We start from the raw sequence: 26,468 nt of genomic DNA on the forward strand, positions 1-26,468 counted from the left end.
GTTATTCTTTATAAAAAGAAGAGGAATACCACCGTTGCAGCTCTATTTTTCCTGTCACATAAAGCCATACCGCACCAGAGAGAACGGGGAATATTCCTCCTCTGAATTTTTTAAAATACCGCTCCTTCCCAAAGACTGTCTGCCTCACTGAGCGTTAAAAGCAGATCGGGATGCTTTTGAGATTCAAAGACCATTTGTTGGTTAATGTTTTCTCTGAGGGAGGAAATTTTGACATAAGGATATTCATCCAGAAGCATTCGCAGGTAGTTTTGAAACTGCTGTTTTGTTAGTCGTTTTTCTGCACTTTCTTTAACTGCTTCTTTAATACGTTGCGACAGATTTTCCGCATCTTCCAGGGTATCAAAAGAGTTCGGAAATGAATCGGATATCGATTTTATATCCTGTAAACTTTTAGAAGTTTTTTTTAGAAATGGTATTTGCAGTTTTTTTTCACCTGATAAGATTTTTTTTAAATCACTACTGTGAAATTTCAGTAAGATTATTAGATACCAGAAAATTACAGCAATACCAGCCGCGGTCAGATAACTGCCCCATGAAATATTTGTAAACATAGCTCCTCATTTTATCGTTCAACATTTTATCCTCCTCTATGAAAATCACCATCCGTTAAATTTTGATGGGATTTATTCTACAGGTCAAAGGAACGATAAGAATAAATTTTCTACAAGTACAACTTTTTTGTACCCTTTTTGTACCCTTTCAAAATGCCCGAATTTAAAGGGTTGTCAGATTACACAAGACAATAAAATCTAGTACGTTTTTATCTTACAGATTATTTTTTCAAGACTTTCAATCGCAATTTCCTTATCACGCTCTTCTGCATTATATGACTTGCTTCTCACTGACTGGTAAGAAAGATTTCTTTTTACGGGAGTAGAAAGATAAGGTACTATACTTTTAAATATGTAATTCATAGACTTAGCTTTAATAATTCTCGCCTCATCTGTAGCCCTTAAAATAAGTCCAATCTGATCTCCTGAAAGTATACATTCAAGTTTTGAATCTGCCTTCTCCACAAATTCACTCCCGACAGAAGCATCAATCTGTTCCTGTAGGAGAATTGCAGCCTTCTTTTCAGCAAATCTGATTTCGCTGGAGAACCAGTATTCCAAAAATGAGATAAGATTCTGTTGAGATGGATTAAAGGTTAATTTTAAATCTGCGTTTATTTTAGACAGTTTCTTGCAGAAGTATAGCAGCTTTTCAAGTCTTTCAGATAAATTCTCAAAACCTTCTAAATACCTGCCTATTCTATTAACCAGTCTCTCGGTATATTCTCTGGAATTAAAATTCATTCTTATAAGCATAAGATCAAGATTTGAAAAACCTTCAGATTCCGTAACTTGATCGTTTAATTTTTCAAGTTCGATGATAATCTCTCTATAATACAAAATCTGCCGATAGGTATACTTATTCTTTTTGCTGTTATGAAGTGGCGCAGCAAGAAGATTAACAACAAATTCCAATTCGAGATCATTCTCCCCAGTATTTTCTTTTTTTTTAATCACATTCTTTAAAACCTCAAGTGTCTCTTTTTTCCAAATTGAAAAATAGCTATATGACACCCTTTGGTCCAAACTCATGAAGGACGAATATCTGATTTCTACAAATGAAAGCAAATCCTCGAGGGAATTAACGATCAGGTCAAATATTCTAAAAAATTCAGGAGAATTGAATTTTTCGATCATTCTTATTTCTACTACTCTATCTATTAAAAACACCAACGAAGAATGATATTTTCTTATAAGAAGTCTAATCTGCCTTTTACTTTTCAGCTCGAAAAAAGAATCTTTAATATGAATTTTAATTTTTTTTGATTCAGATACTATTGTTTTACTCAAATTCTCCAGTTCATATTCCGATACTTTTACAGAAGAATTATCAGTATCAAATGAATTTATAATTAACGAATCAAACCATTCCAAAGGATACATTTTAATCATCGTCTTATCGTTTTAATTAAACAATCTCTGGCAGAATGAGGAGCGATTAGGCAGCTTATTTTTTACTTGAACGAAATTCAGTTGGCAGCATACCTGTATGTCTTTTGAAAAACACTCCAAAGTTTTCAGCGCTGCTGAATTCTAATTCATCGGCAATATTAGCCACGGAATAGCTTGAATCCGTAAGAAGATTTTTTGAAACATTGACAAGAGCTTCAATTATAAAGGCTTTCGCTGTTTTACCTGTGCTTTCTTTTACCATCTTATTCAAATGTCCTGGAGTGATAAATAAAGCTCCTGCATAAAACTGGACATGATGCTGTTTTCTCAAATGAATTGAAAGTATAGTCAGGAATTGTAATACAATGCTTTCTCTTCTTGAAAAGTCAAAATTTAAGTCAGGTTTATATTTCGAATGTATAAATTTGAGTTCATATATAAATAAATTAAAGCATATCCGGCGCAGCTTAGTAATTACTTCCGGTTTGTCATTGCTGTTCTGTAATACATACATTAATTTATAAATAAGCGACAAAACTTTAAAATCCGTTTCCTGAAGACTAATCTTTCGATCTGATTTTAACATTAGAAAACTAAAAGCATCCAAAAGCTCTTTCTCATAACAATTATTAAATGCAAAATCAAAATTTGTCCTTACAAGATAAAGCTGGATATTATCCGTCGCTTCAAGCCTGGTGCAAATGGAATTAAATGGGATTACCAATAAATCTTTCCGATTAACTATATTAGTTTCGTCATGAAATCTGATATTCATTTTACCACTTTTGATTAAAAGCACTGAAAAATTTGAAACGAAAAATGGGACCGGTACAATATTTTTTGCCCTATAGTCTGTAATGTATACTACATCAATACCATCATTTTCAATGCTTTTAATCTCAGTATTTAAGATTTCTCTAATCATTTTTGTTCTTTTAGTTTAGATCTCCTTTTAGATTTCATCCTTGAAAAAATATTCCATCCATGTAAAAAACTGGAAATATAAATTAGACAAACAGCATACGTATAAAATATACGCTGTTAATCTTGGACTCTCAATTATATTGTCCTCGTAAAGTGCGTACTGTACCAGCTGATCAGCAGCAAAAAGCTTCATTATAAAATAAAGGCTGCAAAGATTAAAAAGGAACAATAAAATATAAAACAAAGCTCTCTTTTTCATAAATCAGGTAGATTAGAAAATTATTAATCAACTATATTAAAGTAGGAAGTGATTCAACTTCAATTACGTCGTTACATTATTAATGTCTGGTACTCTTACTGGTGGTGGATGTCTCCCAATCTCTGTCTTTTCTGTCCTTTTCGCTAAATAAAACTGCTTCCGAAATTGAGGAAATAGATAAAATGGATTCCTTTTCATCTGTTAGAAGTGTTGAATCCTGTCGTTTTGAAATCTCATATTGAATTATAAAATCATCCACAATTTGGTACTGCTGGCCGCGAAGATTTCCGAGATTGACTATATACCCCTTCAGATCAAGTTTCAATGATGATCCCAGTGTACTTTCATCAACAATTATAAATAATGTTGAGACAGGATCCTCCGTAGAAGAAATTGTATTTAAAGCAGAACTGCTTTTCTCAAAAGTCTTTAGTTCATTTCGCCCATGTTGGGCTTTTAATACTGAAATGATCCTTTCTTTTAATTGGGCTGGAACTAGAAGTACGTAATCTCCCGCCGGAACTTCCTTAAAGTTTTCCTCTAAAGCAGACCCATTTTTAAAATCTGCAGTTTTCTCTTTGCTGATTGCTTGGCAGGAAACCAATCTTAAATCAGAATTGTCAAAATCGTCATTTGAACATGAACCTAAAAAAATAATTAAACCAGTTAATAGTAAATTTTTCATAATGCAAAATGGTTTGGTTAATTGAGAACTTGTCTCAGTCCATTTTACCCGGGCCAGCAGAACTTTTGCTCAGTACTTTACTGAATCTTTTGCTGTTGAATTCAAGGCAAATCTAAATTGCAAAAAATCATAAATCAAGTGCATGTATGTGGATTTTCGGAAAATCCACTGTCGATTTCCATGAAATCAATAATGTATTTTTCTTACATTAAATATTGAAATTCAAATAATTACATTATTTTTGAAAGTTGCTCTATAGCGACTTCTACATTTTTTTTATTAATCTGATTTATGCTTTCATCAGAGCATAAACTCAAAATTTCTATGTATTATGAAATGTAATTTATCGGTACTGCTGCTTCTATTTCTAATTAAATCTTTAACTGCCCAGAATACTCCGAACAGAATTCCTGATTCCCTTATTTTTAAAAGTTATGGATATCTGGATGATAAAATTTATCAATACAAAAATGACAGTCTGAAAGCATCTCCATATTTATATGCCTATTTAAGAAAAGCGCGCAGTGAAAAGAATCATGAAGAGTTAGTTAATGCATATCAAAATATGCTGCATCAGTCACCTATGATTCTCCGTTTAAAATATGCAGACAGCATGGTGCAGACAGCTGTAAAGTCAAGAAGTAATGAACTGATCGGATCTGCTCAGCTATCCAAAGGAATAGTCTATTACAGCCAGAAAAACTATGTAAAAGCCTATGATTATTATATTAAAGCAAATGAAAGCATTTCCAAAACCGAAAATGATTACCTGATCTACAAAACCAAATATCATATTGCTCAGATTAAATATTATCTCGGCTTCTATGATGAGGCTATTTCACTCTTTAATGAATGCGTTACATATTTTAAAAAAAATCAGCCCCGCCCCTATTTAAATTCACTGCACTCACTTAGTGTTTGTTACAACAAGATTGGAGATTACAGTAAATGCTCCGAAACTAATGCTGTAGGAATTAAAGAATGTGAGCGCCTTAAGATTCCCGAGATGGAATTATTTTTTAAGCACTCCGAAGGAATCAACCAGTTCTTTCTAAATAATTATCACACTTCTATTCAATTGCTTCAGGAAGTTATGCCGCAGTTAAACAGCATGACAGAGTTTGCAAATGAATCAATTGCCAATTTTTACATTGGAAAAAACTATTGGAAACTACAGCGTCAGGCAAAAGCAGTTCCTTACTTTAAAAAGGTGGAAAAAGTATTTATTGAGAAAGGTTACATTCGTCCGGATTTAAGAGAAGTTTTTGAATTAATGATTAAATATTACAAGAAAGAAAATAACCTGAAATCCCAGTTGTATTATATAGACCAGCTTTTAAAAGCAGATTCTATATTAACAGATACCAATAAGTACCTAATGGGCAAAATTCACAAGGAATATGACACAAAAGAAATTCTCCTTGAAAAAGAAAAAATACAGCAGCAGCTTGTAAAAGCGAAATATTATGATGTTATTTTGATCAGCGTCGTTGTCGTTCTGTTCTCCGCTGTCATTTACGGGACCTATAACCACTTTGAAACCAAAAAGCGCAATAAGATCAAATTTGATCTGCTTCTGAAAAAAAATGAAAAGAGCACCTTCCAGAAACAGTCACCCGATAAATTCGAAATAACTGATATCTCGCAGGAGACTGTACAGCAAATAATAAAACACCTTGAAAAATTTGAAAGGGACAAAAAATTCCTGCACAAAGAGGTAACACTAGCCACTTTAACTGTAAGGTTTAATACTAACAGTAAATACCTCTCAAAAGTGATATACCATCGCAGCGGCAAGCGTTTTGCTGACTATATCAATGACCTAAAAATTGATTATCTGCTAGAACTGCTGCGAAACTCAAACATGCATAGAAATTACTCTATAGGCTCACTGGCGGAGGAAGCCGGTTTTACTTCCACTCCCCGGTTTACTAATGCATTCCACTCAAAAACAGGAATTTCGTTCAGTTATTTCCTTAAGGAATTGAAAAAAGAGAATTCGTGAAAATATTTTGTTAGCAATACCGTTTTCATTTATGGCAAAATTTTACTTTTGCCCAATTAATTTAAAAAAATTGTATAATGAAAGATCTAGTTGCAAAAATCAACGCTGAAATCGAAACATTTAAAACAGAATCAGACTCTCTAATTGAAAAAGGAGTTAAAGCTGCAGGAGCAAGAGCTCGTAAATCATCTTTAGAAATCGAAAAACTTTTAAAAGAGTTTAGAAAGGTTTCTATTGAGGAGTCTAAGAAATAATTTTTGGCAGTCTTACTTACTTTTAAAAGAAGAGAATGGGGTTTTTAAACCCCATTTTTTTATGCCTGTTTTTAGTTCTTTTTATGCTGATTCTAATGGCTGGTCCTTGCTGATATTTTTAAACTGAATGACAGCAGTGCTTTTTTGAAGCAGAAGCTCAAGGTTTTTTATCTGGCAGCCTCTCCCGCTTTGCGCTGTAAACGAAGTTCACTGAACTCCGATTGAGATAAAAAGTAAGTGAAGTAATCTTTTATGCCGGACCCCGGCGCAAAAGGATTTCCACTGCACACGAGCGAAGCGAACTGGCGAAGCAATCGGGGCTGGAGAGAAGTATTCTGCTTATCAGTAAAATCTTTACGAAAAACCCATAGTTGCGGAATCTCAGCGGTTCCTTTCAACACGGGTTTCATTGTTCGTGCTACGCACGCAACGAAACTCTTGCTGTTAGCGGTAGTCAATTTATTTATTAAAAAAATATTTTATTTCTAAAACTGCGTTTTCTTTATTTTCAATCTCGGTTAGCATTTTATTTGAAACACCTTTCAAAATCAAAATTTTTCCAAATTCCTCGATTCCTACTAATCTTATTAGAGAGTCTAGTGAATTATTAGATCTAATAGATAATGAAAGAAGTTGTGCCATAGAATTATTGCGATAATTCTCATCATTAAATGATGTATGTGCTATTTCGTGATAGATTTCACGCCTAGTTAAAATACTATCGTTATTTACTGAAAATATTTTTGATAAAATTTGATGAAGGTCTTCTTTGTTCTCAAAGATTTCTTTCAACTCATCAATTTTATCTTTTAATTGATTTGTCATGTAATTTACCATCAAAAATGCCATCCCAAAAAATACGGCAGTAATCAAAAAATAAGTTCTAAAATTTTCGGGAATAATCTCAAATATTGGCAAAGATTTATTAGTAATTAATCCTAATGTACCAGAGATAGTAGCGCAACCAAGAGATATTTCCTTTAAACTTTGATATTTACTACGATATCTGCGTTCAGTTTTATTTAAAAACGAATTAATTTGATTTGAAACTTCTCGTTTTTTTTCAATTATTGCCAACTCAGTTCCGTAAACGTGATTTGCAACAATTATTAGTGATTTGTTCTCTGCGTATATAATTGCAAGGTTTTTTGCATCTTTTAATCTTGAAAACTCTTCATTAGAACCACCTTTATCAGGATGATGAATTTGTGATAGTTCTTTATATCTTTTGTTTATTTCTTCTGAAGTTGACTCCGATGAGAGATTTAAAATTGCAAATGCTTCTGTTATTTCCAAATTTTTTTTTGATTACCGCTAACGTTCCCGCGCTACAAGTAGTTTGGGACTAAATTAAGCGCTATTTTCGGATTTGCCAAATCTTCCAAATACAAAACCATATTTAAATTAAGCCAAATACCCAAATTGCTTGTAGCGTGTGTTGTGTGCTGGTTTTTTACTTCCACAACTTTTCAGCATCTTTTTTTGTCAATGCTTTTATTAGATTTTTTGAGAAATCAACTCTTACGAGTGGAAATTGAATTTGATTTTCACCAGTCAAAATCAATTGTTTATTTAAAATTCGACTAATTTCATTCATAAAACTCAAAACCTTTTCATAATCCTCTACAGAGTTTATTTCTTTAGGTTCAATATCGAATTCAATTTCATCAACTGTAAAAAAATGAGTATTTATAATTATATCGTCAATAATTATTGCCACAGTTTTTAATTCCAATTTTCCTGTAAAGTCTGTCAATAATTGAATTAAATAATCTTTATCAATCTTATTTACAATTTGATTATCATCTGACGGCCAATATTTTACAATATGATTTGCATTTAAATAATCTATTAGAATTTTCCAATCTTCAATATCTACGTTTTCTACATAAATATCTCTTAATGTTCCATCAGGTTCAAAAATCCATTTTATTTCTTCCCAATTATTTGTCATTCTTGATTTAGATTTTCGGAGTTCTTTTAACCGTAAATTTTCTGATAAACTAGCACACAACGTTCCCGCGCTACAAGCAGTTTGGGACTAAATTAAGCCCATTCTTCGGATTTGCCAAATCTTCCAAATACAAACCAATTTTTCCATTAAGCCAAAACCCCAAATTGCTTGTAGCGTGTGTTGACAGTAGTTGTTTTTAGCTAGTCGATTATTCTATATTGATTCTTTTCAAAATTTGATTTTATCTCAATAAGACCATTTCCGAAATCTTCATTGTCATATTTATATCCGTAAAGTTTATATAATGTTTTTGAAATTTCCTTTTCTTTAAAACCGATTTCTAAAATCTTATTTTCTTTATCAGGAAATATTTTTAATTCATTCCAATATTTATTGTAATCTATTGGAAGAGCGAAATAAAGTTTTCTTGTCCTATTTTTGTTTGTTGTTTCAATTTTATAAAGCTGTTGGTCTTTTCCGTTAAAATCTACTAACTTATCAGCAACTAAATTTACAGTAACAAAATATTTTCTCTTTTCCTCATTTATTTCGAGTTTCGCTGATGATAAAATTCTATTTTCTATTGGTGGCGGTGGTTGTAATTCTTTTGCACAAGAGTGAACTTTAGATTCTTTAATTTTCTTTTGTTTTTCTTCTTTCTGACAAGAATATAATAAAATTGACAAGACAAAAACGATGAGAAATGGTTTATTTACAAGTGTTAATTTCATTAGAATTCGTTTTTTACAATTACTGCCAACGTCCCCGCGCTACAAGCAGTTTGGGACTAAATTAAGCCCTATTTTCGGATTTGCCAAATCATCCAAATACAAAACCAATTTTAAATTAAGCCAAATACCCAAATTGCTTGTAGCGTGTGTTACCTGCAGTGTCTTGTTAATTTAGGTCAATAACATCATCTATTTTGAAGTGACCGTTTTCTTTTATAACTTTAATTTCTCTGATATATTTCACTTTATAACCGTCATCTGAAATAGTAGTTTTAAATACTAAACCATTTTCGGTCTTGCTTTTTAAATCACAATTTGTGACAGTTGGATTGATCCAATCTTGACCCGAAATGAGGAAACCTGAATGAAAACCGGCTAGTTTTGTATCATAATGATTTTTCCATTTTTTTTCAAAATCCTTTTCAGTTAGATTTCCATCTACGTCAAACTCGATATTCATCGCGTCTGATTTATATTCTGCATAACGTTTTGTAGTTATTGATATCATCTCTGAATTATCATTTTTAAAATATGATTCAATCGATTCAATAAGCCATTTTTTAGCGGACTTAACTTCTGTTACGCTTTTTTCTTCATTTTCTGTAGTTTTTTGTTCACGAGAATTGCAGGAAAAAAAAACGACCAGAACTAGATATGTTAGGATTTGTTTCATTATTTATAAATTTTCGTGATTCGACATTGCAGGTAACGTCCCGCTACTACAGCGGGTTTGGGACTAAATTAAGCCCTATTTTCGGATTTGCCAAATCATCCCAAATACAAAACCAACTTTCCATTAAGCCAATTGCCCAAATCCGTTGTAGTTGCTGTTGAACTAAACCTTCGGTAGCACTTACCGAGATTTTGTATCTTACGAATATAACTAAAAATTATAATTATGGTCACAAAAAAAAGTCGGTTTAAGAATTAAGAGAGAACAAAATTCTCAACCAAGCCAAAAGAGAAGTATCTGGTTTTACGGAGTTATTAGATCGTTTTGAGCGCACGGTTTCCGTTTTAGGCAGAAGCCAAAGCACATTTAGTAATTACTCACGACATGTTGCCTCTATTTCTCTGTATTTCGGCAAAATACCCACCGAGCTTGATCCCGAGCAAATTCATGACTACTTGTTTTTTCTTCAAAAAAAATCAAAATCCCCGTCTCAGACCTATTTCAAGCACTGTGTGTACGGACTTCGTTTTTTGCTCAAATCCGAAGGCTTGCCTTATGAATTTCTTAGATTACCCTCTATTAAACACGAAAAAAAACTCCCTGTTGTTTTGAGCAAAGAAGAAGTCTGGGCAATGCTTCAAAATGCCGCTTTGCTCAAACACCGAATACTAATCGGATTACTTTATGGGTGTGGTTTGCGTTGTATGGAAGCCAGAAATGTACGCTTGCAGGATCTGGATTTTGATCGAAAACAACTCAAAGTTGTACAGGGAAAAGGCAAAAAAGACCGTTACGTTCCCCTTTCAGAACATTTAATTCGAGGACTAAAAAAATACATTGAAGTAGAAAAACCTCAAGAGTATCTTTTTAACGGACAACCTTTGGCTAATGGTGCTGGTGGTGATTTTGACAATCGTTATTCGCAACGTGGCGTGCAATGGGCAATCAAGCAAGTAGCCAAGGCCGCAGGAGTAAAAAAAGAAGTTCATGTGCATACACTAAGGCACAGTTATGCTACGCATCTGCTTGAGGATGGAATGGACATTATCACTCTTAAGGACCTTCTGGGACATCAAAATTTGGAGACAACTTTAGAGTATTTACAGATTGCACAACTTGAGACTCAGCAAAAATTCAGTCCCCTTGATACGCTTTTTGTCAAATGCAGCCGAAGTTTGAAGTAGCCGATGTACTGCGAAAAATTGGCTCAAAAATTGAAAACTACGGATTAAATACCTGGCAGCTTCGTACTCTTTACGCTTTAAAAAAGTGTAGGACAGCACAATTGGGCGGTCATATTGATGCTTGTGACAGTTGTGGTCAACTATCAATAAGTTACAATTCCTGCCGTAATCGGCATTGTCCAAAATGTCAGGGCAATAAACGGGAAGATTGGATACAGGCTAGAAGAACTGAGCTTTTGCCTGTGCCATACTTCCACGTGGTTTTTACCTTGCCTGCGAGCATTAATTCTCTGGCGATACATCAACCTAAAATGGTGTACGACACTTTGTTTGAAGCTACTTGTGAAACCCTTCAAAGCTTTGGAAAAGACAAAGAAATGCAAATGGGAATTATAGCCGTTTTGCATACTTGGGGACAACAACTGAGTCTGCATCCACACCTGCACTGTATTGTACCTGGAGGAGGCATCAATAAAGACGGACAGTGGAAAAACAGCAGGACAGATGGCAATTTTCTGTTTCCGGTCAAGGCGTTGTCGAAGGTTTTCAGAGCAAAATACTGCGAAAAGCTCAAAGGGAAAGAGCCTATTAAATACGAGCAAATTAGGCAAGAATTATGGCAGAAACCTTGGGTAGTTTTTGCAAAAAAACCTTTTGGAAGTTCAAAGTCGGTGGTCGAATATTTAGGCAGATACACTCATAAAATAGCCATTAGCAACCATCGAATCAAAAACATCGATAATCAAAACGTGACTTTTCATTATAAGGATTACCGAATGGCAGGAACCCCAAAACAAATGACACTCACACACGGGGAGTTTATCAGACGGTTTTCGTTGCATGTTTTACCCAAAGGTTTTGTGAAGATCCGTCATTATGGCTTTTTGAGCAGTACATGGAAACGGAAAAAACTGAAAGTTTTGCAAGAAAAACTTCAGGTAAAAGTGTTGCAAAAAGAAGAAAGAAAACCTTTTTTACCCAAATGTCACTGTTGCAAAAAAGGCAATCTACATCGCATCGTTATTTTTGACCAGCGTGGCCCACCTGTCTGGTATCTTGGCAGTAGCCAAAACTCCATTGCCTGTAAAAATTGATTTTTCGGGTAAGGGAACTTATGCATACAAGTGATGGAAAACACTTAAAAAAAACATACTTAAAACTACTTCAAAAAAAAGAGGCACTGTAGCCTCTTGAAATTCTTAAAATTCATTTATCGAAAAACCCATAAGGTATGGATGTAGAGCGGTTCCGTTCAACAGGAGTTTCATTGTTGGCTTTTCAAGCCCAACGAATCTCTAGCTATTATGTGCAGTTTCTATTCTCTCAGCGCTTTTTCTAATTCCTCAAACTTTAAATTTTCTCCAAACACTAAATCAAATTTAGGAATAATATTTTCAAACTTTTGAAGTTCTGTTTGGCTTTCTATTTTTAAAGGCTCTTTTGGTTGATAAATAATGTCGTATCGTTCCAATTTATTTGTTCTGTGCACATCTTGATTGTCATAAGCATAAAAACCTAATTCCGCATACTTTTTCCAGTCATCATAGATACCGTCGCTTTCAGTTTTTTGTATTGGCTTTGCTATTTTCGGCAACGTTTCCATGAACTCATCCAATTTTAAGAAATCTTCGAAAGATTTGGTCACAATCTTTGGTTTAAATCCTCTATTAAATGTGCTAAAAATTGCAAGTTGACCAATGCTATCAATTGCGACATAATCAAACTCGATATCACAACTTTCATTAACGATGTGTTCCCATTCCGTAATTTGTCGGTTAAATAACATCCGTTCTATTTTAGATTAAAATTCTGTGAAATTGCTCATAACGTTCCCGCACTACAAGCAGTTTGGGACTAAATTAAGCTCATTATTCGGATTTGACAAATCTTCCAAATACAAACCAATCTTTCCATTAAGCCAAATGCCCAAATTGCTTGTAGCGTGTGTTGGCGGTTCGGTTTTTTTTAGTAGGAATTACGATTTCAAACCTATTATTAAGTTTCTGCTTTTCACGCTTCTGCTGGCAAAATCCAATTTTAAAGTTCCATATTTATATTTCTGATTTTTTCTTTCCTACAGATAAACTGTTGCAATTCCTAATAATGCTATAATCCAAAAAGAGATGAAAGCTAATCTTATTGATTGTTTACATAAAATATATATTTCGTAAAGTTCCACATCTTTTAAATTGTCAAAATCTGCATTCTTTGATAATAATCCTATGTCAACGATTTCTCCTTTATCGGCTGAAACTCCATAATCAACAACATATTTTTGGAATAAATCAGGGAGTGTATTTTTAAGAGCCCTACTAAAATCTTCTAATTTATCACGAAAATTAAATATAAAAACGGGAAAAGTTGGAATTCCAAAAATAATTGGAGCGAAATTTTTAATAGGCTTTGGAAATATAAATAACCAAATTATGCTAATTATAAGTATTGAATAAAAATATATTTGAATTTTGTATGATTTGCTCATTCTGTAATTTAGGATTTAAAATTCCATTTTTATTTTTTCAATTTTGGTGCCTAAAGAAATTCAAATTTGTTAGAGTATTTTCTTCTCCGTTCGGCGTTCAACTGACCGCCAACGTTCCCGCGCTACAAGTAGTTTGGGACTAAATTAAGCCCATTATTCGGATTTGCCAAATCTACCAAATACAAAACCAATTTCAAATTAAGCCTAATACCCAAATTGCTTGTAGCGTGTGTTGGTGGCAGTTTTTATTTTTGTATTCCTGTCTTTTTGTATTGGGAAATGTAGTAAAACTGTTTTCAATATTTTCAATTGTCAAGAATGGATTAAATAAAACTGTAAACAAATAAATGAGAAGTTATTTTCTTATTTATAGTTTACGTCAATTTGAAATAAGCTTACTGTTGCGTTGTCATAATGTGCTGGAAGTCCTTCAGTGGTTTTAAGTTTCAGTAAACCTAAAAACTCAAAGCCACATTTTGTGTAGTGATTAATTAATCCTGAATTATCGCCAACAGTATCCATTCTAACAAATTGTTTTTGATTTTCTTGAGCATAATTTTTTGCCCATTCTACAATTTTGCCCACTAAATTTTGTCCGCGAAAATCAGGATTTGTTGCTATGCGGTGAATGTAAACAGCTGGATCTTCGTTACGTTCCTCCCAAATTTGTGGATCATTAAATGTTGTCGCCCACACACAAGCAATTTTACCTTCTGAAACAATTTTCCATTGTCTGTTTTCTGAAATTTCAGTTTCAATAAGTTTTCTATCAAATTCTGGCCAATGGTTGATAAATCTCGTCTTCTGAAAATCGGTAGCAATTTTATATAAACGGAAAATTTCGTCTGTATCGTTACTGCTGCTATTTTGTATTTGAAAGTTCATTTTTGATTTTCTTTTTAATTTTCTTTTATTTTTGAAGCGAGTCGGTTACAATGACAATCGATATTTTGTTGTTTCAAGAAATTGTTTTATTCTATCCAAAAGTTCCCAACAGAATAGGTTTTTGCTGTTCCGCTAATAATAACTCGGTCACCTTTGTCTTCACAATATAGTTTGCCCATTCGTTCCGAAACTTGTTGCCCATAGAGTACTTTTTTATCAAGTCTTTTTGACCAAAATGGCACTAAAGAACAATGTGCTGAACCTGTAACAGGATCTTCTAAAATGGAGGCTTGTGGTGTAAAAAATCGAGAAACAAAATCACAGTTATCTCCAATTGCGGTTACAATTACTCCGCCTGGATCAAGGTTGATTTGGTCAAACAATTGTCGATCAATTTTAATATTTCTAATTGCTGTTTCGTTTTCATAAACCAAAACATAATCTCTTGATTTTAAAATTTCCCTAGGTTGGATATTTAAAGATTTTGAAATTGTCTCGGGTAAAGTATCTGCAATAGGCATTCTTGATGGGAAGTCCATTTTGTATAGTCCATCTTCAACTTTAACAATTAAGTCGCCACTTAATGTTTCGAAAACAATTTCATCTTTTTTGTAATCTAAAATTGTCTTTAAGCAATGTGCTGTTGCAAGTGTGGCGTGACCGCACAAATCCATTTCAATTTCTGGCGTAAACCATCGCAAATGGATTTTTTCTCCTTTATCTACAAAAAAAGCGGTTTCTGCAACGGCATTTTCTTTAGTTATTTTCAACAAAATGTCGTCTGATAACCAATTGTCAAGAGGCACCACACAAGCAGGATTTCCACCAAAAATGGTATCTGTAAATGCGTCAATTTGGTAAAGTTTTAATTCCATTTTTCTTTTTATTTTATAATAAACAGCATATAGTCAATTTCTTTTTTGAAAAGACTATATGCTGTAATTTTTGTTAATTATGCATCAACAAGTATCACTTGACCAGTAATAAATCCATCAACCGAGCGCTCAAACGCTTTACCAACCAATGCACTTGGTACAGGTTGAAATCCTGGCATCATATCGCCGTAAACATCCCAAGCCTCCGCTAAAACTGTTGGATTTACTGAATTTACACGAATACCTCTTGGCATTTCGAAGGCTACACATTTTACAAAGGTATCAATGGCACCACTTGTAGTTGCATCTGCAATAGCAAAAGGAATAGGCTTTAAATTTAGTATACCTGTAATAAGCGTAAAGGAACCTTTATCAGCAATGTATTCCTGACCTATTCTAACAATATTGATTTGCCCCATCATTTTACTCATTACTGTAGTCATCCATTGCGCTTCAGTCATTTCCTCGAAGGTTGCATATTCACATACGCCAACTGTATTCACAACTGCATCAAAGTGACCAACCTCCTTGAATAATTTTCTCAAAGATTCTTCACTGGTAATGTCAACTTGGTAGTCGCAACCGTCTTTTGAACGACCAGCTGTAATCACTTTGTGTTTTCCTAAACCTGTAAGTGCTGCTTTTCCCATTTTCCCATTAGCACCTATTAAAATTACTGTTTTCATATATTTAATTATTTTTAATTTGAAGTGCAAAATTACACTCCTGCCCTACTAAGCACGTAGGACATTTGTCTAAAAATTAAATCGATGCTCTTATTCTACTTAAATGTCTTTGAGTAATTCCAAGATAGGAAGCTATGTAGTGAAGTGGAATTTGTTGCACAAATTGTGGATAGTTGTTTATCAAATCTACATATCGTTTTTGGGCGTTGGATTTTTGATGATTAAATATCCATTTTTCGAGTTCAACATATTCTTTTTCTGCAATTATTTTTAAAAAATTCAACCATTTATTGTTTGATTCCGCAAGGTTTTCTAATTCTTTTTTTGAAATTGAAATTATTTCAGAATCGGTTAAAGCTTGTAAATTTTCTTCTGATTTATTCTGTGTAATAAATGAAGAATAAGCCACTAATAATGTATTGGGAAAGGTAAAACAATAGGTTATTTCTTCGTCATTATTAGAATAATAGAATGATCGAAAAATACCAAAATTCACGAAGGAAAGCGTGGTACACATTTCATCATGTTTAATGAAAAAATCTCCTTTTTTTATCGTAGAAATAGTCGCTAAACTTATAAATTCATTTATTTCACTATCTGTAAATAAATTGTATTGTTTTAAGTATTCCAACAGTTGATTTTTCTTAAACATAGTACTTGTTTTAAGCTTTAATTCTATAATTCGTATTTATATTTTGCTGCTTTGCAAAGTTAGTAATTACAAGTGTAGAATTTTAAATCCCTTTCAAATCATTGATGATATAAAAAATATGACATTGATTTACTGGCTGTTTTTCTATAAAATCATTTGTACTTAGTTTATTAAAAGACTTTACTTTCTCCATCATTTGGAATAAAAACCTTGTCAGAAAGTCCAATTTTTGAAACTTCTACTTTTAATTGTTGTCGTGTCGTCGGGCAATGATTTACAGCTTCTAGATGATTTGCGATTACTTGATTTGGTGCATTTTTTACAAACTTTAAAATATCATCCATTCGCATTAATAAAGGTTGAAAAATATCTAATTGAGCCGTTCCACAAGCGGCAACTGAAATTTCAGGTTTTAATTGTGTCAAAACTTTGTGAACATCATCAGTATAAATCGTATCTGCACTTAAATAAATCGATTTTTCATTAGGTAATTCAATGTGAAAACCCATTACATTTCCCATTGGTTTGGCAACAAATCCATAACCGTGAACTGCTGGAATACCTTGAATTTTTCCGTCTAAAAAAGAACTTTCTTTCCAATATTCAACCGTTTGTGAAACGTTTAACCCTTTTTTTCTTAATGTTGCTTCGTCTTTTATGCTACAAATAACACGAATTTGTTTAGTGCGAAGAAAATGCTCAGCTTTCTTGTCTAAGTGATCTGGATGCAAATGCGTTATTAAACAATGTGTAGTTTTTTCAACAATATCCATTGCATTGTTTGGTAAATCTACAATAGGATTTCGTTGTGGTTTGAATCGGAAAAGTGTAAAAGTTGGTCCAGCTGTTCCTTTTTTTCCAAGCATTGGATCAACTAATATAAAATTATCTCCAGTTTCTATGACTAAAGTGGCGTTTCTTAAATGATGTACTTTCATTATTTAATAGTTTTAAATTGAAAGCGCAAAGTTGCATAATGCTAAAATAGATTCCATTGATTGAAATCAATAAATTAAATTCTTTTTCTTATTCTGCTCAATGTTTCGGGTGTAATTCCCAAATAAGAAGCAATATGATATTGTGGAATTTCAAGTAACCAATCCGGTTTATTTTTCATAATATCAAGATACAACTCTTCTGCAGTATTTACAAAATGGTTAAATTCTTCGGTTTCTTTATTAATAACAATTCTTTGGAAAATGGTTTCTACAAACAACTTACCACAATTATATTGGTTGGTAAAAGTCGAAAATATTTCTTTAGATAAAACCCTCAAATCTACATCAGTTAAACATTCCTGGTATTTTTTTGTCGCTGTTGAATGGGTAAATGAGGAAAAATCGGTTATAAAACCAGCATTTGTGAAAAAATTGATATTTTTTTCTTTGTCGGTGGTTGCATAATATTCTCGAATGATTCCTTGATCTAAAAAACGAAGTTCATTATCTATATTTCCATTTTCTAAAATGATTTCTCCTTTTTTGTATGATCTAATAACAAAAGTATTTACAAATTCTTCTAAACCTTCTTTATTAAAAGGAAATTCATTGCTAAAAAATAAAGATAATTTGTCTACTTCTGTCATTCTTATTTTTATAGTTGTTTCTGCGGTTAGGCAAAATTGCCACCAACTTATTTATATACGCTACAAAGTAGCGCCAATCTACCCAAAATTGAGTGTATATACGAATGTTTGTTTCGTATTATATATTTTCAAAAATAACCAAAAAAGATTACAAATGATAAAGCAGGATCTATATATGCTTATCCTTTTAAATTTAGAAAAATGTATTGATTTTTATTCTGTTCACGAGTGTGACACTCGCACCAGCCTTTAGTTCTTTTTCTCTATTATTACATATCAAATTTATAGATATTTATTTGCAATAAATATTTAATCTAATTTCAATTGTACAAATATAATTTGAACTTTAATTATTGTTTTTTTCTATATACCTCTTAGCAAAATCTTCATAAGTTTCTGATGTTTCTTCTTTCCAATTAGTAGGTTCTATCAAGCTATGTATATTTACACGCAAAAGTTTCGCTATTTGATAAAATTCCTCAAGGTTCGGTTGTCTTTTATTATTACGCCATAAAGATATAGTCGATTCAGATTTCCCTAAATATTTAGCAATTACTCGGTTCTTAATTTTCTGATCGTCAAAGACTTTTTTTAATCTATTTAATTTCATTATTAAATTTTTTTCTACAAAAGTTTTGCGTTTAACGTAAAACTTTTATATATTTGTTCTTATAATTTTGCGACATAAAATTTTAATTAAGTCTCATAAGACTTGATTGATGATGTCTCTCATGAAAGAAAAACCGCTAAAATTCCACATGAGAAGATATGAGTTCGCCACTATCTATTAGATTTTACTATTTTTGTACAATATCTAATAGGGCGAACTTCATGTAAATCTTTGTGGACTACAATTTCGGTTGTAGGGTTCTTAGCGGTACCTCTTTTCAAAGTTTTGAAGTTCGCTTTATTGTTTCTCTTCATTACTTTTCCGAAAGACATCGTTCAATTATCATAAAATAAATAATTGATGAGAACGAATTACTTTAACCACTTTATCATGCGACCGCCTTAATCAAGGTCAACTTTTTTGTTTCCCTGCAAAACAAATATTGGAGCTGTACATTATGAATTTGCACTCGTTAGAGGGCCAACTTTTGTACGCCATCTAATGATAGCTTTTCTATAGAAAACTATAAATAGCCCACATTAGAACACTAACTACTCTCTAATTTTACACCTAGAATAACCGGATAAAACTCTCTTAAACTCGCACTTTAAAAGTATATCCTTTATTTCTATTTTACAACTGAAAGTTCAAAATGTTTGCTAAAAGTTTTACAGGGAAACTGTTTTATCAGATGTACTAACTATCAGATACTATCTGATTGGGTTCTTTTGAATTAGTTGGGAAATGCACTGTCTGGAAACAGGCTGCAACCAGGAGAGACGGTGCAGACTCCCAATTACTAACCTTTAAACTTAAATGCCTATGAAATACTATACTTGAAGCCAAAATTGAAAGTTCAACATTTAACTTCAAAATAAAAAGGCCCTCTACCTCTTCTTGGCGGTCGAATAGAGGACCACAGCTACTAAAACCAACGTTTCACTAACCAACCCAATATTATGAATTATTTTTCATTTTACAAGGGTGGGAAAGCGCTTTATTGCCTAATTTTTACGGCCTTTCTGCTTACTTTTTCATCCAATTATGCCAAAGACACTGCCGAGCATAACGCTACATTTTTTCAACAGCATCACATTCAGGGTACTATCAGTGATGGTTCCAATCCCTTGCCCGGAGTTACCATTGCTATAAAAGGCAAATTAAATAGTGCTGCCATTTCAGATTACAGCGGGCAGTATGCACTTTCGGCCTCTGCCAATGACACCTTGGTTGTTTCCTTTATAGGATTCAAAACAGCCCTAATTCCCGTTAAGGGGCGTACCAAAATCGATGTGCAATTGCTTTATGATACTACGACCCTGCAGGAAGTTCGAGTCAATGCCGGATATTATTCGGTTAAAGAAAGTGAGCGTACCGGAAGTATTGCCAGAATAACTTCAAAGGATATAGAGACACAGCCTGTCACCAATGTACTGGCCACAATGCAGGGAAGAATGGCAGGTGTGAATATCATCCAAAATACAGGTCTGCCCGGAAGTGGATTCGAAATTGAAATACGTGGACAGAATAGTTTACGCTTCAATGGAAATAATCCATTATACATTATTGATGGCGTACCCTATTCTTCCCAAAGTATTGGAAGTAATGCAACATCAGGCAATATGCCTGCTGAAAACAGTCCTCTCAACAGTATAAATCCAGCTGATATAACTGCAATTGAAGTTCTTAAAGATGCTGATGCAACCGCTATCTATGGTTCGCGAGGTGCAAATGGCGTTGTACTAATAACTACTAAAAAAGGCAAAGAAGGCAAAACAGTTTTCTCAACAACGTACTCATATGGAATAGGTCAGGTGGCGCACTATATGGATGTTTTGCAGACTCCCGAGTACTTATCCATGCGCAGGGAAGCATTTGCCAACGACGGTGTAACAGTATATCCCGCTAACGCCTATGATGTTAATGGAACTTGGGACCAAAACCGTAATACTAACTGGCAGAAGGAGCTGATAGGCGGCACCGCAAGCTATACAAACCTGCAATCCTCAATTTCTGGTGGATCCGCTCAAACACATTTTCTGCTGAGCGGTAATTACAGCAGAGAAACTACCGTTTTCCCTGGCAGCTTTGATTACTTAAAAGCAGGCGGACATTTAAGCCTGAACCATGAATCCGAAAACAAAAGGTTCAAAATTAACTTTTCTTCAATTTATACAGCGCAAAAGAGCGATCTGCCGGCTATTGACATAACCTCCACGGCGCTTCAGCTGGTTCCTAACGCGCCAGCCTTATATGACTCCGCAGGCAGGTTAAACTGGGAAAACAACACCTTTTCTAATCCAATAGCGCCGCTGGAAGGTAAAATCAAAGCACAGACGTACGATCTGCTGGCCAATGCAGTCATTTCTTATGATATTGGATCTGGTTTCAATCTCAGAAGCAGTTTCGGATATACCAATCTCGCTCAAAAACAATTGAATTTGCGCCCTTCCACTGTTTTAAACCCCGCCTTTGGTTCGGGTAGCGAAAGTTCCATTGTCTATACAAATAATTTGAATCGCACCTCATGGATAATCGAGCCTCAAATTAATTGGACCGGTAATATCTCAAAATTGACTTTAGATGCATTGGCAGGTACAACTTTTCAGCAGCAAAATGGAAATAAAGTAGTGAATTATGGTATTGGATTTCCAACTAACAGTATGATGGAAAATCCTGTATCTGCAACTCGATATTTAGTTTTAAGCAGTGACCAAAATGTATATAAATATCAGGCTTTTTATACCAGATTAAATATTAATTGGTCAGGAAAATATCTAATAAACCTTACCGGACGACGAGATGGCTCCAGCCGATTTGGACCAGGAAACCAATTTGCAAATTTTGGTGCCGTTGGTGCCGCCTGGGTATTTAGTGAGGAAATGGTCAGCAAAGAAAAACTGTCTTTTTTAAGTTTTGGAAAAATAAGGGGCAGTTATGGCACAACTGGTAATGACCAGATAGGAGATTATCAGTACTTAGACACTTATAGTACTACACCGTTTAAATATCAGGGTATTTCTGGATTACAGCCTAGCAGATTATACAATCCCGAGTTCGGATGGGAAACAAACAAAAAATTGGAAATTGCCCTTGAAGCAGGCTTTATTAACGATCGTATATTTGCAACGATAGCTTGGTACCAGAATCGCTCTTCCAATCAGCTGGTCGGCGTACCTCTTCCCGGGACTACAGGCTTTTCCTCCATGCAGGCCAATTTAGACGCGATTGTGCAGAATAGTGGGTTGGAATTCAGTATAAGGTCATTGAATATTAAAAATGGCGTATTCAGCTGGACAACAAGTTTTAATATTACTACCGCTGAAAATAAACTGATTTCATTTCCTGCACTTGAATCCTCAACCTATAAAAATCAATATGTAATTGGACGGTCATTAAATATTAGAAAAGTATTTCATTATACCGGACTAGACCCTCAAACGGGCACTTATCAATTTGAGGATACAGATGGAGACGGCTCAATAAATTATATCAATGACCAAAAAACAGTAAAAGACCTGAGCCCGAAATACTATGGTGGACTTCAAAACCAGCTTCACTACAAAAATGTGGATCTTGATTTCTTATTTCAGTTTGTTAAACAGGAAAATTACAATCCAAATACATACACCCCTATGCCGGGTAAAATGGTAAATCAGCCCTCAGAAGTAATTTCCCGCTGGCAAAATCCCGGCGATTTGGGGCCTTATCAGGCATATAGTAATAGCAATACAGCCCGAACTCTAGCTTATTCACAGTTTACTTCAAGTGATGCAGCTGTAAGCGATGCCTCCTACATCCGATTAAAGAATATTTCCCTGACCTACCAGCTACCATTGAATTGGACAAAAAAAATCAACTGCAAAATCGGCATTCAAGGCCAGAATGTATTCACATTAACTAAATATAAAGGAATTGATCCTGAATTTAAATATTCGGGCTACCTGCCTCCGTTACGTGTGTTCACAAGCACTATACAGTTAACTTTTTAATTTTAATTATCTATTATGAAAACATATAACTTTAAAATATTCCTGTTAGCCCTGCCATTTACATTATTATCGCTGTTGTATGGCTGTTCAAATTTTACAGATGTGGATCTGCCATCATCTCAACTAACCTCCGGGACTGTATTTGAAGATAAAGTAACAGCGAACGCTGCTATGATCGATATATATTCACAAATTAGGGATAATGGAATTCTAACCGGCTATCCTACAGGAATTTCCAGCCAGCTGGGTTTATACGCAGACGAGCTCAAATTTTACGGTGCATCTGCAAGCGGACCCGCAAACTTTTTCAATAACTCACTTTTACCTACAGATTCACAGATCGCAGCCCTATGGAATACTAGTTATAATCAAATTTACGCAGCCAATGCAGTCCTGGAAGGTGTGAGAAAAGCTGAGCAATTACCATTTGAAAACAAACAGCAGCTTACTGGCGAGGCATTGTTTGTCAGATCTTTAATTCATTTTTATCTGCTAAATATTTTTGGGCTGATCCCCTATATCGACACCACTGATTACAAAATCAACGCCAAGGCAGTAAGAATGCCAGAAAAAGAAGTTTATAAACTGATACAAAAAGACTTAGAACAGGCTTCTACGCTTTTAAATAAGGATTATAATGGAAGCAATAGAGTGCGTCCAAATAAAGGATGCGTTCAGGCGCTTCTTTCAAGGGTTTATCTATATTCTGAGAAATGGGAAGAAGCATCAAATTCCGCTTCATCTGTACTTAACCAAACATCTTTGTACGTTTGGCCAGAATCATTGGACACAGAGTTTAAAAAAGAAAGCAAAGCTACGATCTGGCAGCTTATGTCTAATTTAGAAGGAGCTAATACCTATCAGGGCAATGTATTCATTTTTACTCAGGGACCTCCTCCCGCTTCTGCTGTCTCAGAAAATTTACTTAATGCATTCAGCCATGATGATTTGCGAAAGACCAAGTGGTTAAAAGCCGTTAGCAATGGAACAGCAACCTGGTACCACCCGTACAAATACCAGCAAAAATCCAATACCGCCACATCACTGGAATATTCGGTAGTATTTCGAATGGCAGAACAATATTTAATCAGAGCAGAAGCCCGTGCCCACACAGGAGATCTTATTGGCGCCAAGGAAGATCTGAACAAAACCAGAAATCTTGCAGGTCTTGGAAATACATCAGCAGTAACATCGCAAGACATTATCGATGCTGTTATGGACGAACGCCGACTGGAATTTTTTACTGAGTTTGGCCATCGATTTTTTGATCTCAAAAGAGTTGGCAGACTCGACCAGCAACTTTTACCAGTTAAGCCACAATGGAAAACAACTGATAGATTACTTCCTTTACCCAATTCCGAACTAACGTTAAATCCAAATCTTTCTCCTCAAAATGCAGGCTATTAAATTATTAGTTTACCGCTTTTTTAGAGCATCCATTTTTGTTTTTGTTTTAGTAACCTGTCCCCTTTTAAGGGGGCAGGCTAAACAAAAAAAAATCATGACCATAAAAGATTATGATTTGTGGAGTACCCTTACCTCCGATCAGATTTCTGAGCATGGTAACTGGTCCAGCTATGCTTTAACTTACAATAATCGAAAATCAGATACACTATTTGTCCAGCAGAACCAAACTGGCAGGAAGTTTAACTTTCCATATTCCAGAAACGGAAAATTCAATGGAGAATCACATTTTGCCTGCATTGCCCGTGACACTTTGCTAGTGCTGAATCTCAAATCAGGCATAGTTTACAGGGTGCCCGGTGCAAGCAGTTTCGAATTTTCAGCCGATCAAAAGTATATTGCAATTCTTATGGGGCACATAAACAGGAAGCGCAAACTGGAAATAAGAAATTCTAATGGCAATGTTGTCCATAAAGCTACTGATATCATCAATTATACCTATGATCCTTTAAAAAATGGCATGGTGTACTGCTTTGCTGGAAATAATACTTATAGCATTGAAATACTGAACTTTAAAAATACAATTACCAGCAAAAAGATTTTATCAAATCATGAAGTTCCGTTTACAGGTCTAGTATGGAAAGGCAATTCGATTGCTTTTAATGAAGATAAAGCTATCAGCCCGATGCTCTACAATTTTAATATAAGCATGAATAAAATGAGAATATTGGATTCAAACGTTGCAGATGGTTTTCCACATGGAATGAAAATATCAAATCCGATTTACAAAAAAAACATCCTTTCTGATGATGGCAGCCGTGTAATTTTCTGGCTAAGTGAAAATAAATCTGATGACGCCATTAATCCAAATGCCGTTCAGATTTGGAACACGAAAGACAAACTGCTATATGATTTCAAAAAGCATATAGGGGATTATAAATCAAAGGATAAAATGGCAATATGGTCTTTAGATAGTAATAAAGTTTTGCAGATAACCACCAAGGATTTCCCTTTGGGATTTCTTAGTGCAGATTATAAGCATGCATTCATATATGATCCCACAGCATACGAACCCAATACGAATCAATCGCAACCATTTGATTTGTACATATTGGATTTGCAGACTGGTAAAAGAAAACTAATAATAGAGCGTCGGAGTGGCGATTTTCTTCCAATGGGATCACCCGATGGAAACTACCTATTCTTTACAAAAAACCAGCAGTGCTGGATATATGATATTTCTAAAGATAAGTACATTAACATCTCGCAAGGAATTTCAGAATCTTTTTTTCGAGAGGATTATAATATGCCTATTGATGCACCTTCTTACGGTATTGGAGGATGGACGAAAAATAATGAAATCATTTTGTACGACAGATACGATCTGTGGCTGGTCTCAGCTGATGGAGTTTTCAAAAAAAGGCTCACCAAAGGACGTGAAATGCAAAAATCGTATCGAATTAAAGTATTCAATTCAGACTTTTATTACAGCATGACGGAATCTAATAAGCATTTTCTCGATCTTAAAAAAGGATTCCTTTTACAGACTGCTAACCGTGAAACAGGCCAGAGCGGATTTAGCTACTGGAGTCTTAAAGGCGGATTGAAAGATATGGTCTGGGAAAATAAGAAAACAGCAGAGATAAAAAAAGCTGCTGGCAGAGATATCTATCTTTATACAGATCAGAGTTTTGAATTGGCTCCACGACTTATGTTGCTTAATAATAAGTCAAAGGAAATTGCACAAAGTAATCCGCAGCAGCAAAGTTTTTTCTGGGGTAGGAATGAACCGATTGAATACAAGGTAAACGGAATAAAAACAAAGGGGTTTCTATGTTATCCTACAGATTATAAGTTAGGCGAAAAGTACCCGATGGTCGTTCATATATATGAACGGCAGTTTGCCTATCTAAACGACTACGTTAATCCGTCACTTTTAACCGAAGATGGATTCAATGTTACAAATGTAATTAATAATGGCTATTTTGTATTGTACCCCGACATTGTTTATGACTATGGAAATCTGGCGGAATCAGTAACTAAAAGTGTAATAAGTGCAGTAGATGAAGTTCTTAAAAAAGGAGATGTAGACTCTGGAAGAATCGGACTTATAGGCCATAGCTTTGGAGCATATGAATCTGACTTAATTATAACACAGACGAATCGATTTGCAGCAGCAGTTGCAGGAGCTGCCTGGACAGATTTAGTCAGCAGCTATCTATATGTGAGCGGTTCACGCAGACAGCCAGATTTTTATCGTGCTGAAGAGAATCAGATCCGAATTGGTAAATCATTATATGAAGATATGCCTAGTTATTTAAAAAACTCTCCCGTGCTTCTGGCACAAAACGTAAGGACTCCTTTACTAGGCTGGACAGGAGAAGATGACAGGCATATCCATTCGCTTCAAAGTATGGAGTTCTATCTGGCATTACGGCGCTTAAATAAAGAGCACACATTGCTGGTTTATCCACGCGAAGGACATGAAATGGCAATAAAAGAAAATGCAAAGGACCTGAATATTCGCATCATGCAATGGTTTAATCATTACTTGAAAAACGAACCAAGGAAAGACTGGATGAACTGCGATTTCGACAGGTAAAGACACTATTACCTGAAAAAATGCCGTCATTTATAAATAAGTGACGGCATCATTTTTACAAT

General features: G+C 34.4%; 24 protein-coding genes. 7 read left to right on the top strand and 17 right to left on the bottom strand.

Features of this window, described 5'->3' with window-relative positions; genetic code table 11:
* Nucleotides 1–110: 110 nt before the first annotated feature.
* The 4 genes from M4I44_RS17980 to M4I44_RS17995 all read right to left on the bottom strand — a co-directional run bounded on the left by M4I44_RS17980 (nt 111) and on the right by M4I44_RS17995 (nt 3,832).
* Nucleotides 111–572 carry a hypothetical protein gene (locus M4I44_RS17980; protein ID WP_249965630.1) on the bottom strand — a complete coding sequence of 154 codons (462 nt, stop codon included), beginning with the start codon at nt 570–572 and terminating at the stop codon, nt 111–113.
* A 198-nt stretch (nt 573–770) separates the two neighbouring features.
* Entirely contained in the window at nt 771–1,964 is a 1,194-nt protein-coding gene (locus M4I44_RS17985) for a hypothetical protein (protein ID WP_249965631.1), read from the bottom strand.
* A 55-nt stretch (nt 1,965–2,019) separates the two neighbouring features.
* Nucleotides 2,020–2,889, bottom strand: a complete 870-nt coding sequence (locus tag M4I44_RS17990; RefSeq protein WP_249965632.1) for an AraC family transcriptional regulator — start codon at nt 2,887–2,889, stop codon at nt 2,020–2,022.
* A gap of 337 nt (nt 2,890–3,226) precedes the next feature.
* Nucleotides 3,227–3,832: a hypothetical protein gene (locus M4I44_RS17995; RefSeq protein WP_249965633.1), complete on the bottom strand. Its 606-nt coding sequence runs from the start codon at nt 3,830–3,832 to the stop codon at nt 3,227–3,229.
* Between the two features lie 331 nt (nt 3,833–4,163).
* On the opposite strand from M4I44_RS17995, the gene M4I44_RS18000 reads away from it, so the two are divergent.
* Entirely contained in the window at nt 4,164–5,837 is a 1,674-nt protein-coding gene (locus M4I44_RS18000; RefSeq protein WP_249965634.1) for a helix-turn-helix domain-containing protein, read from the top strand.
* A 77-nt stretch (nt 5,838–5,914) separates the two neighbouring features.
* Nucleotides 5,915–6,091: a histone H1 gene (locus tag M4I44_RS18005; RefSeq protein ID WP_249965635.1), complete on the top strand. Its 177-nt coding sequence runs from the start codon at nt 5,915–5,917 to the stop codon at nt 6,089–6,091.
* Nucleotides 6,092–6,550: 459 nt separating this feature from the next.
* Here M4I44_RS18005 and M4I44_RS18010 read toward each other — a convergent pair whose 3' ends face one another.
* The 4 genes from M4I44_RS18010 to M4I44_RS18025 all read right to left on the bottom strand — a co-directional run bounded on the left by M4I44_RS18010 (nt 6,551) and on the right by M4I44_RS18025 (nt 9,449).
* A complete protein-coding gene (locus tag M4I44_RS18010; protein WP_249965636.1) occupies nt 6,551–7,387 on the bottom strand; it encodes a J domain-containing protein in 837 nt (278 codons plus the stop codon).
* A 157-nt stretch (nt 7,388–7,544) separates the two neighbouring features.
* Entirely contained in the window at nt 7,545–8,045 is a 501-nt protein-coding gene (locus M4I44_RS18015; protein WP_249965637.1) for a hypothetical protein, read from the bottom strand.
* 200 nt (nt 8,046–8,245) lie between these two features.
* Nucleotides 8,246–8,776, bottom strand: a complete 531-nt coding sequence (locus M4I44_RS18020) for a hypothetical protein (RefSeq protein ID WP_249965638.1) — start codon at nt 8,774–8,776, stop codon at nt 8,246–8,248.
* Nucleotides 8,777–8,942: 166 nt separating this feature from the next.
* On the bottom strand, nt 8,943–9,449 hold the full coding sequence (locus M4I44_RS18025) for a hypothetical protein (protein ID WP_249965639.1): 507 nt from the start codon (nt 9,447–9,449) through the stop codon (nt 8,943–8,945).
* A gap of 548 nt (nt 9,450–9,997) precedes the next feature.
* Between M4I44_RS18025 and M4I44_RS18030 the strand changes: the two genes are divergently transcribed.
* Nucleotides 9,998–10,633, top strand: a complete 636-nt coding sequence (locus tag M4I44_RS18030; RefSeq protein ID WP_249965640.1) for a tyrosine-type recombinase/integrase — start codon at nt 9,998–10,000, stop codon at nt 10,631–10,633.
* Nucleotides 10,612–11,727 (top strand): IS91 family transposase, encoded by a 1,116-nt coding sequence (locus tag M4I44_RS18035; RefSeq protein WP_249965641.1) that lies wholly within the window; start codon nt 10,612–10,614, stop codon nt 11,725–11,727. Before M4I44_RS18030 ends, M4I44_RS18035 begins: the two co-directional genes overlap by 22 nt.
* Before the next feature lie 221 nt (nt 11,728–11,948).
* Here M4I44_RS18035 and M4I44_RS18040 read toward each other — a convergent pair whose 3' ends face one another.
* From M4I44_RS18040 to M4I44_RS18080, 9 genes are all read right to left on the bottom strand, one after another.
* A complete protein-coding gene (locus M4I44_RS18040) occupies nt 11,949–12,419 on the bottom strand; it encodes a hypothetical protein (RefSeq protein WP_249965642.1) in 471 nt (156 codons plus the stop codon).
* Nucleotides 12,420–12,707: 288 nt separating this feature from the next.
* On the bottom strand, nt 12,708–13,115 hold the full coding sequence (locus M4I44_RS18045; RefSeq protein WP_249965643.1) for a hypothetical protein: 408 nt from the start codon (nt 13,113–13,115) through the stop codon (nt 12,708–12,710).
* A 363-nt stretch (nt 13,116–13,478) separates the two neighbouring features.
* A complete protein-coding gene (locus M4I44_RS18050; protein ID WP_249965644.1) occupies nt 13,479–14,000 on the bottom strand; it encodes an N-acetyltransferase in 522 nt (173 codons plus the stop codon).
* 86 nt (nt 14,001–14,086) lie between these two features.
* Complete coding sequence (locus M4I44_RS18055; RefSeq protein ID WP_249965645.1) at nt 14,087–14,875, bottom strand: PhzF family phenazine biosynthesis protein; 789 nt, start codon at nt 14,873–14,875, stop codon at nt 14,087–14,089.
* 77 nt (nt 14,876–14,952) lie between these two features.
* A complete protein-coding gene (locus tag M4I44_RS18060; RefSeq protein ID WP_153209445.1) occupies nt 14,953–15,561 on the bottom strand; it encodes a short chain dehydrogenase in 609 nt (202 codons plus the stop codon).
* A gap of 76 nt (nt 15,562–15,637) precedes the next feature.
* Nucleotides 15,638–16,213 carry a Crp/Fnr family transcriptional regulator gene (locus tag M4I44_RS18065; RefSeq protein WP_249965646.1) on the bottom strand — a complete coding sequence of 192 codons (576 nt, stop codon included), beginning with the start codon at nt 16,211–16,213 and terminating at the stop codon, nt 15,638–15,640.
* 170 nt (nt 16,214–16,383) lie between these two features.
* Nucleotides 16,384–17,151: an MBL fold metallo-hydrolase gene (locus M4I44_RS18070; protein WP_249965647.1), complete on the bottom strand. Its 768-nt coding sequence runs from the start codon at nt 17,149–17,151 to the stop codon at nt 16,384–16,386.
* Nucleotides 17,152–17,225: 74 nt separating this feature from the next.
* A complete protein-coding gene (locus tag M4I44_RS18075; protein WP_249965648.1) occupies nt 17,226–17,798 on the bottom strand; it encodes a Crp/Fnr family transcriptional regulator in 573 nt (190 codons plus the stop codon).
* A 346-nt stretch (nt 17,799–18,144) separates the two neighbouring features.
* The gene (locus M4I44_RS18080; RefSeq protein ID WP_012026345.1) at nt 18,145–18,408 is read right to left on the bottom strand and encodes a helix-turn-helix transcriptional regulator; all 264 of its coding nucleotides are present in this window, start codon (nt 18,406–18,408) and stop codon (nt 18,145–18,147) included.
* A 959-nt stretch (nt 18,409–19,367) separates the two neighbouring features.
* Between M4I44_RS18080 and M4I44_RS18085 the strand changes: the two genes are divergently transcribed.
* From M4I44_RS18085 to M4I44_RS18095, 3 genes are all read left to right on the top strand, one after another.
* Nucleotides 19,368–22,400 carry a SusC/RagA family TonB-linked outer membrane protein gene (locus M4I44_RS18085; RefSeq protein WP_249965649.1) on the top strand — a complete coding sequence of 1,011 codons (3,033 nt, stop codon included), beginning with the start codon at nt 19,368–19,370 and terminating at the stop codon, nt 22,398–22,400.
* Between the two features lie 15 nt (nt 22,401–22,415).
* On the top strand, nt 22,416–23,807 hold the full coding sequence (locus tag M4I44_RS18090) for a RagB/SusD family nutrient uptake outer membrane protein (protein WP_249965650.1): 1,392 nt from the start codon (nt 22,416–22,418) through the stop codon (nt 23,805–23,807).
* A gap of 94 nt (nt 23,808–23,901) precedes the next feature.
* Nucleotides 23,902–26,406: a prolyl oligopeptidase family serine peptidase gene (locus tag M4I44_RS18095; RefSeq protein WP_249965651.1), complete on the top strand. Its 2,505-nt coding sequence runs from the start codon at nt 23,902–23,904 to the stop codon at nt 26,404–26,406.
* Nucleotides 26,407–26,468: the final 62 nt, after the last annotated feature.

Source organism: Flavobacterium sp. B183 (assembly GCF_023539155.1).
In the GTDB taxonomy this organism is placed as follows: Bacteria; Bacteroidota; Bacteroidia; order Flavobacteriales; family Flavobacteriaceae; genus Flavobacterium; species Flavobacterium tructae.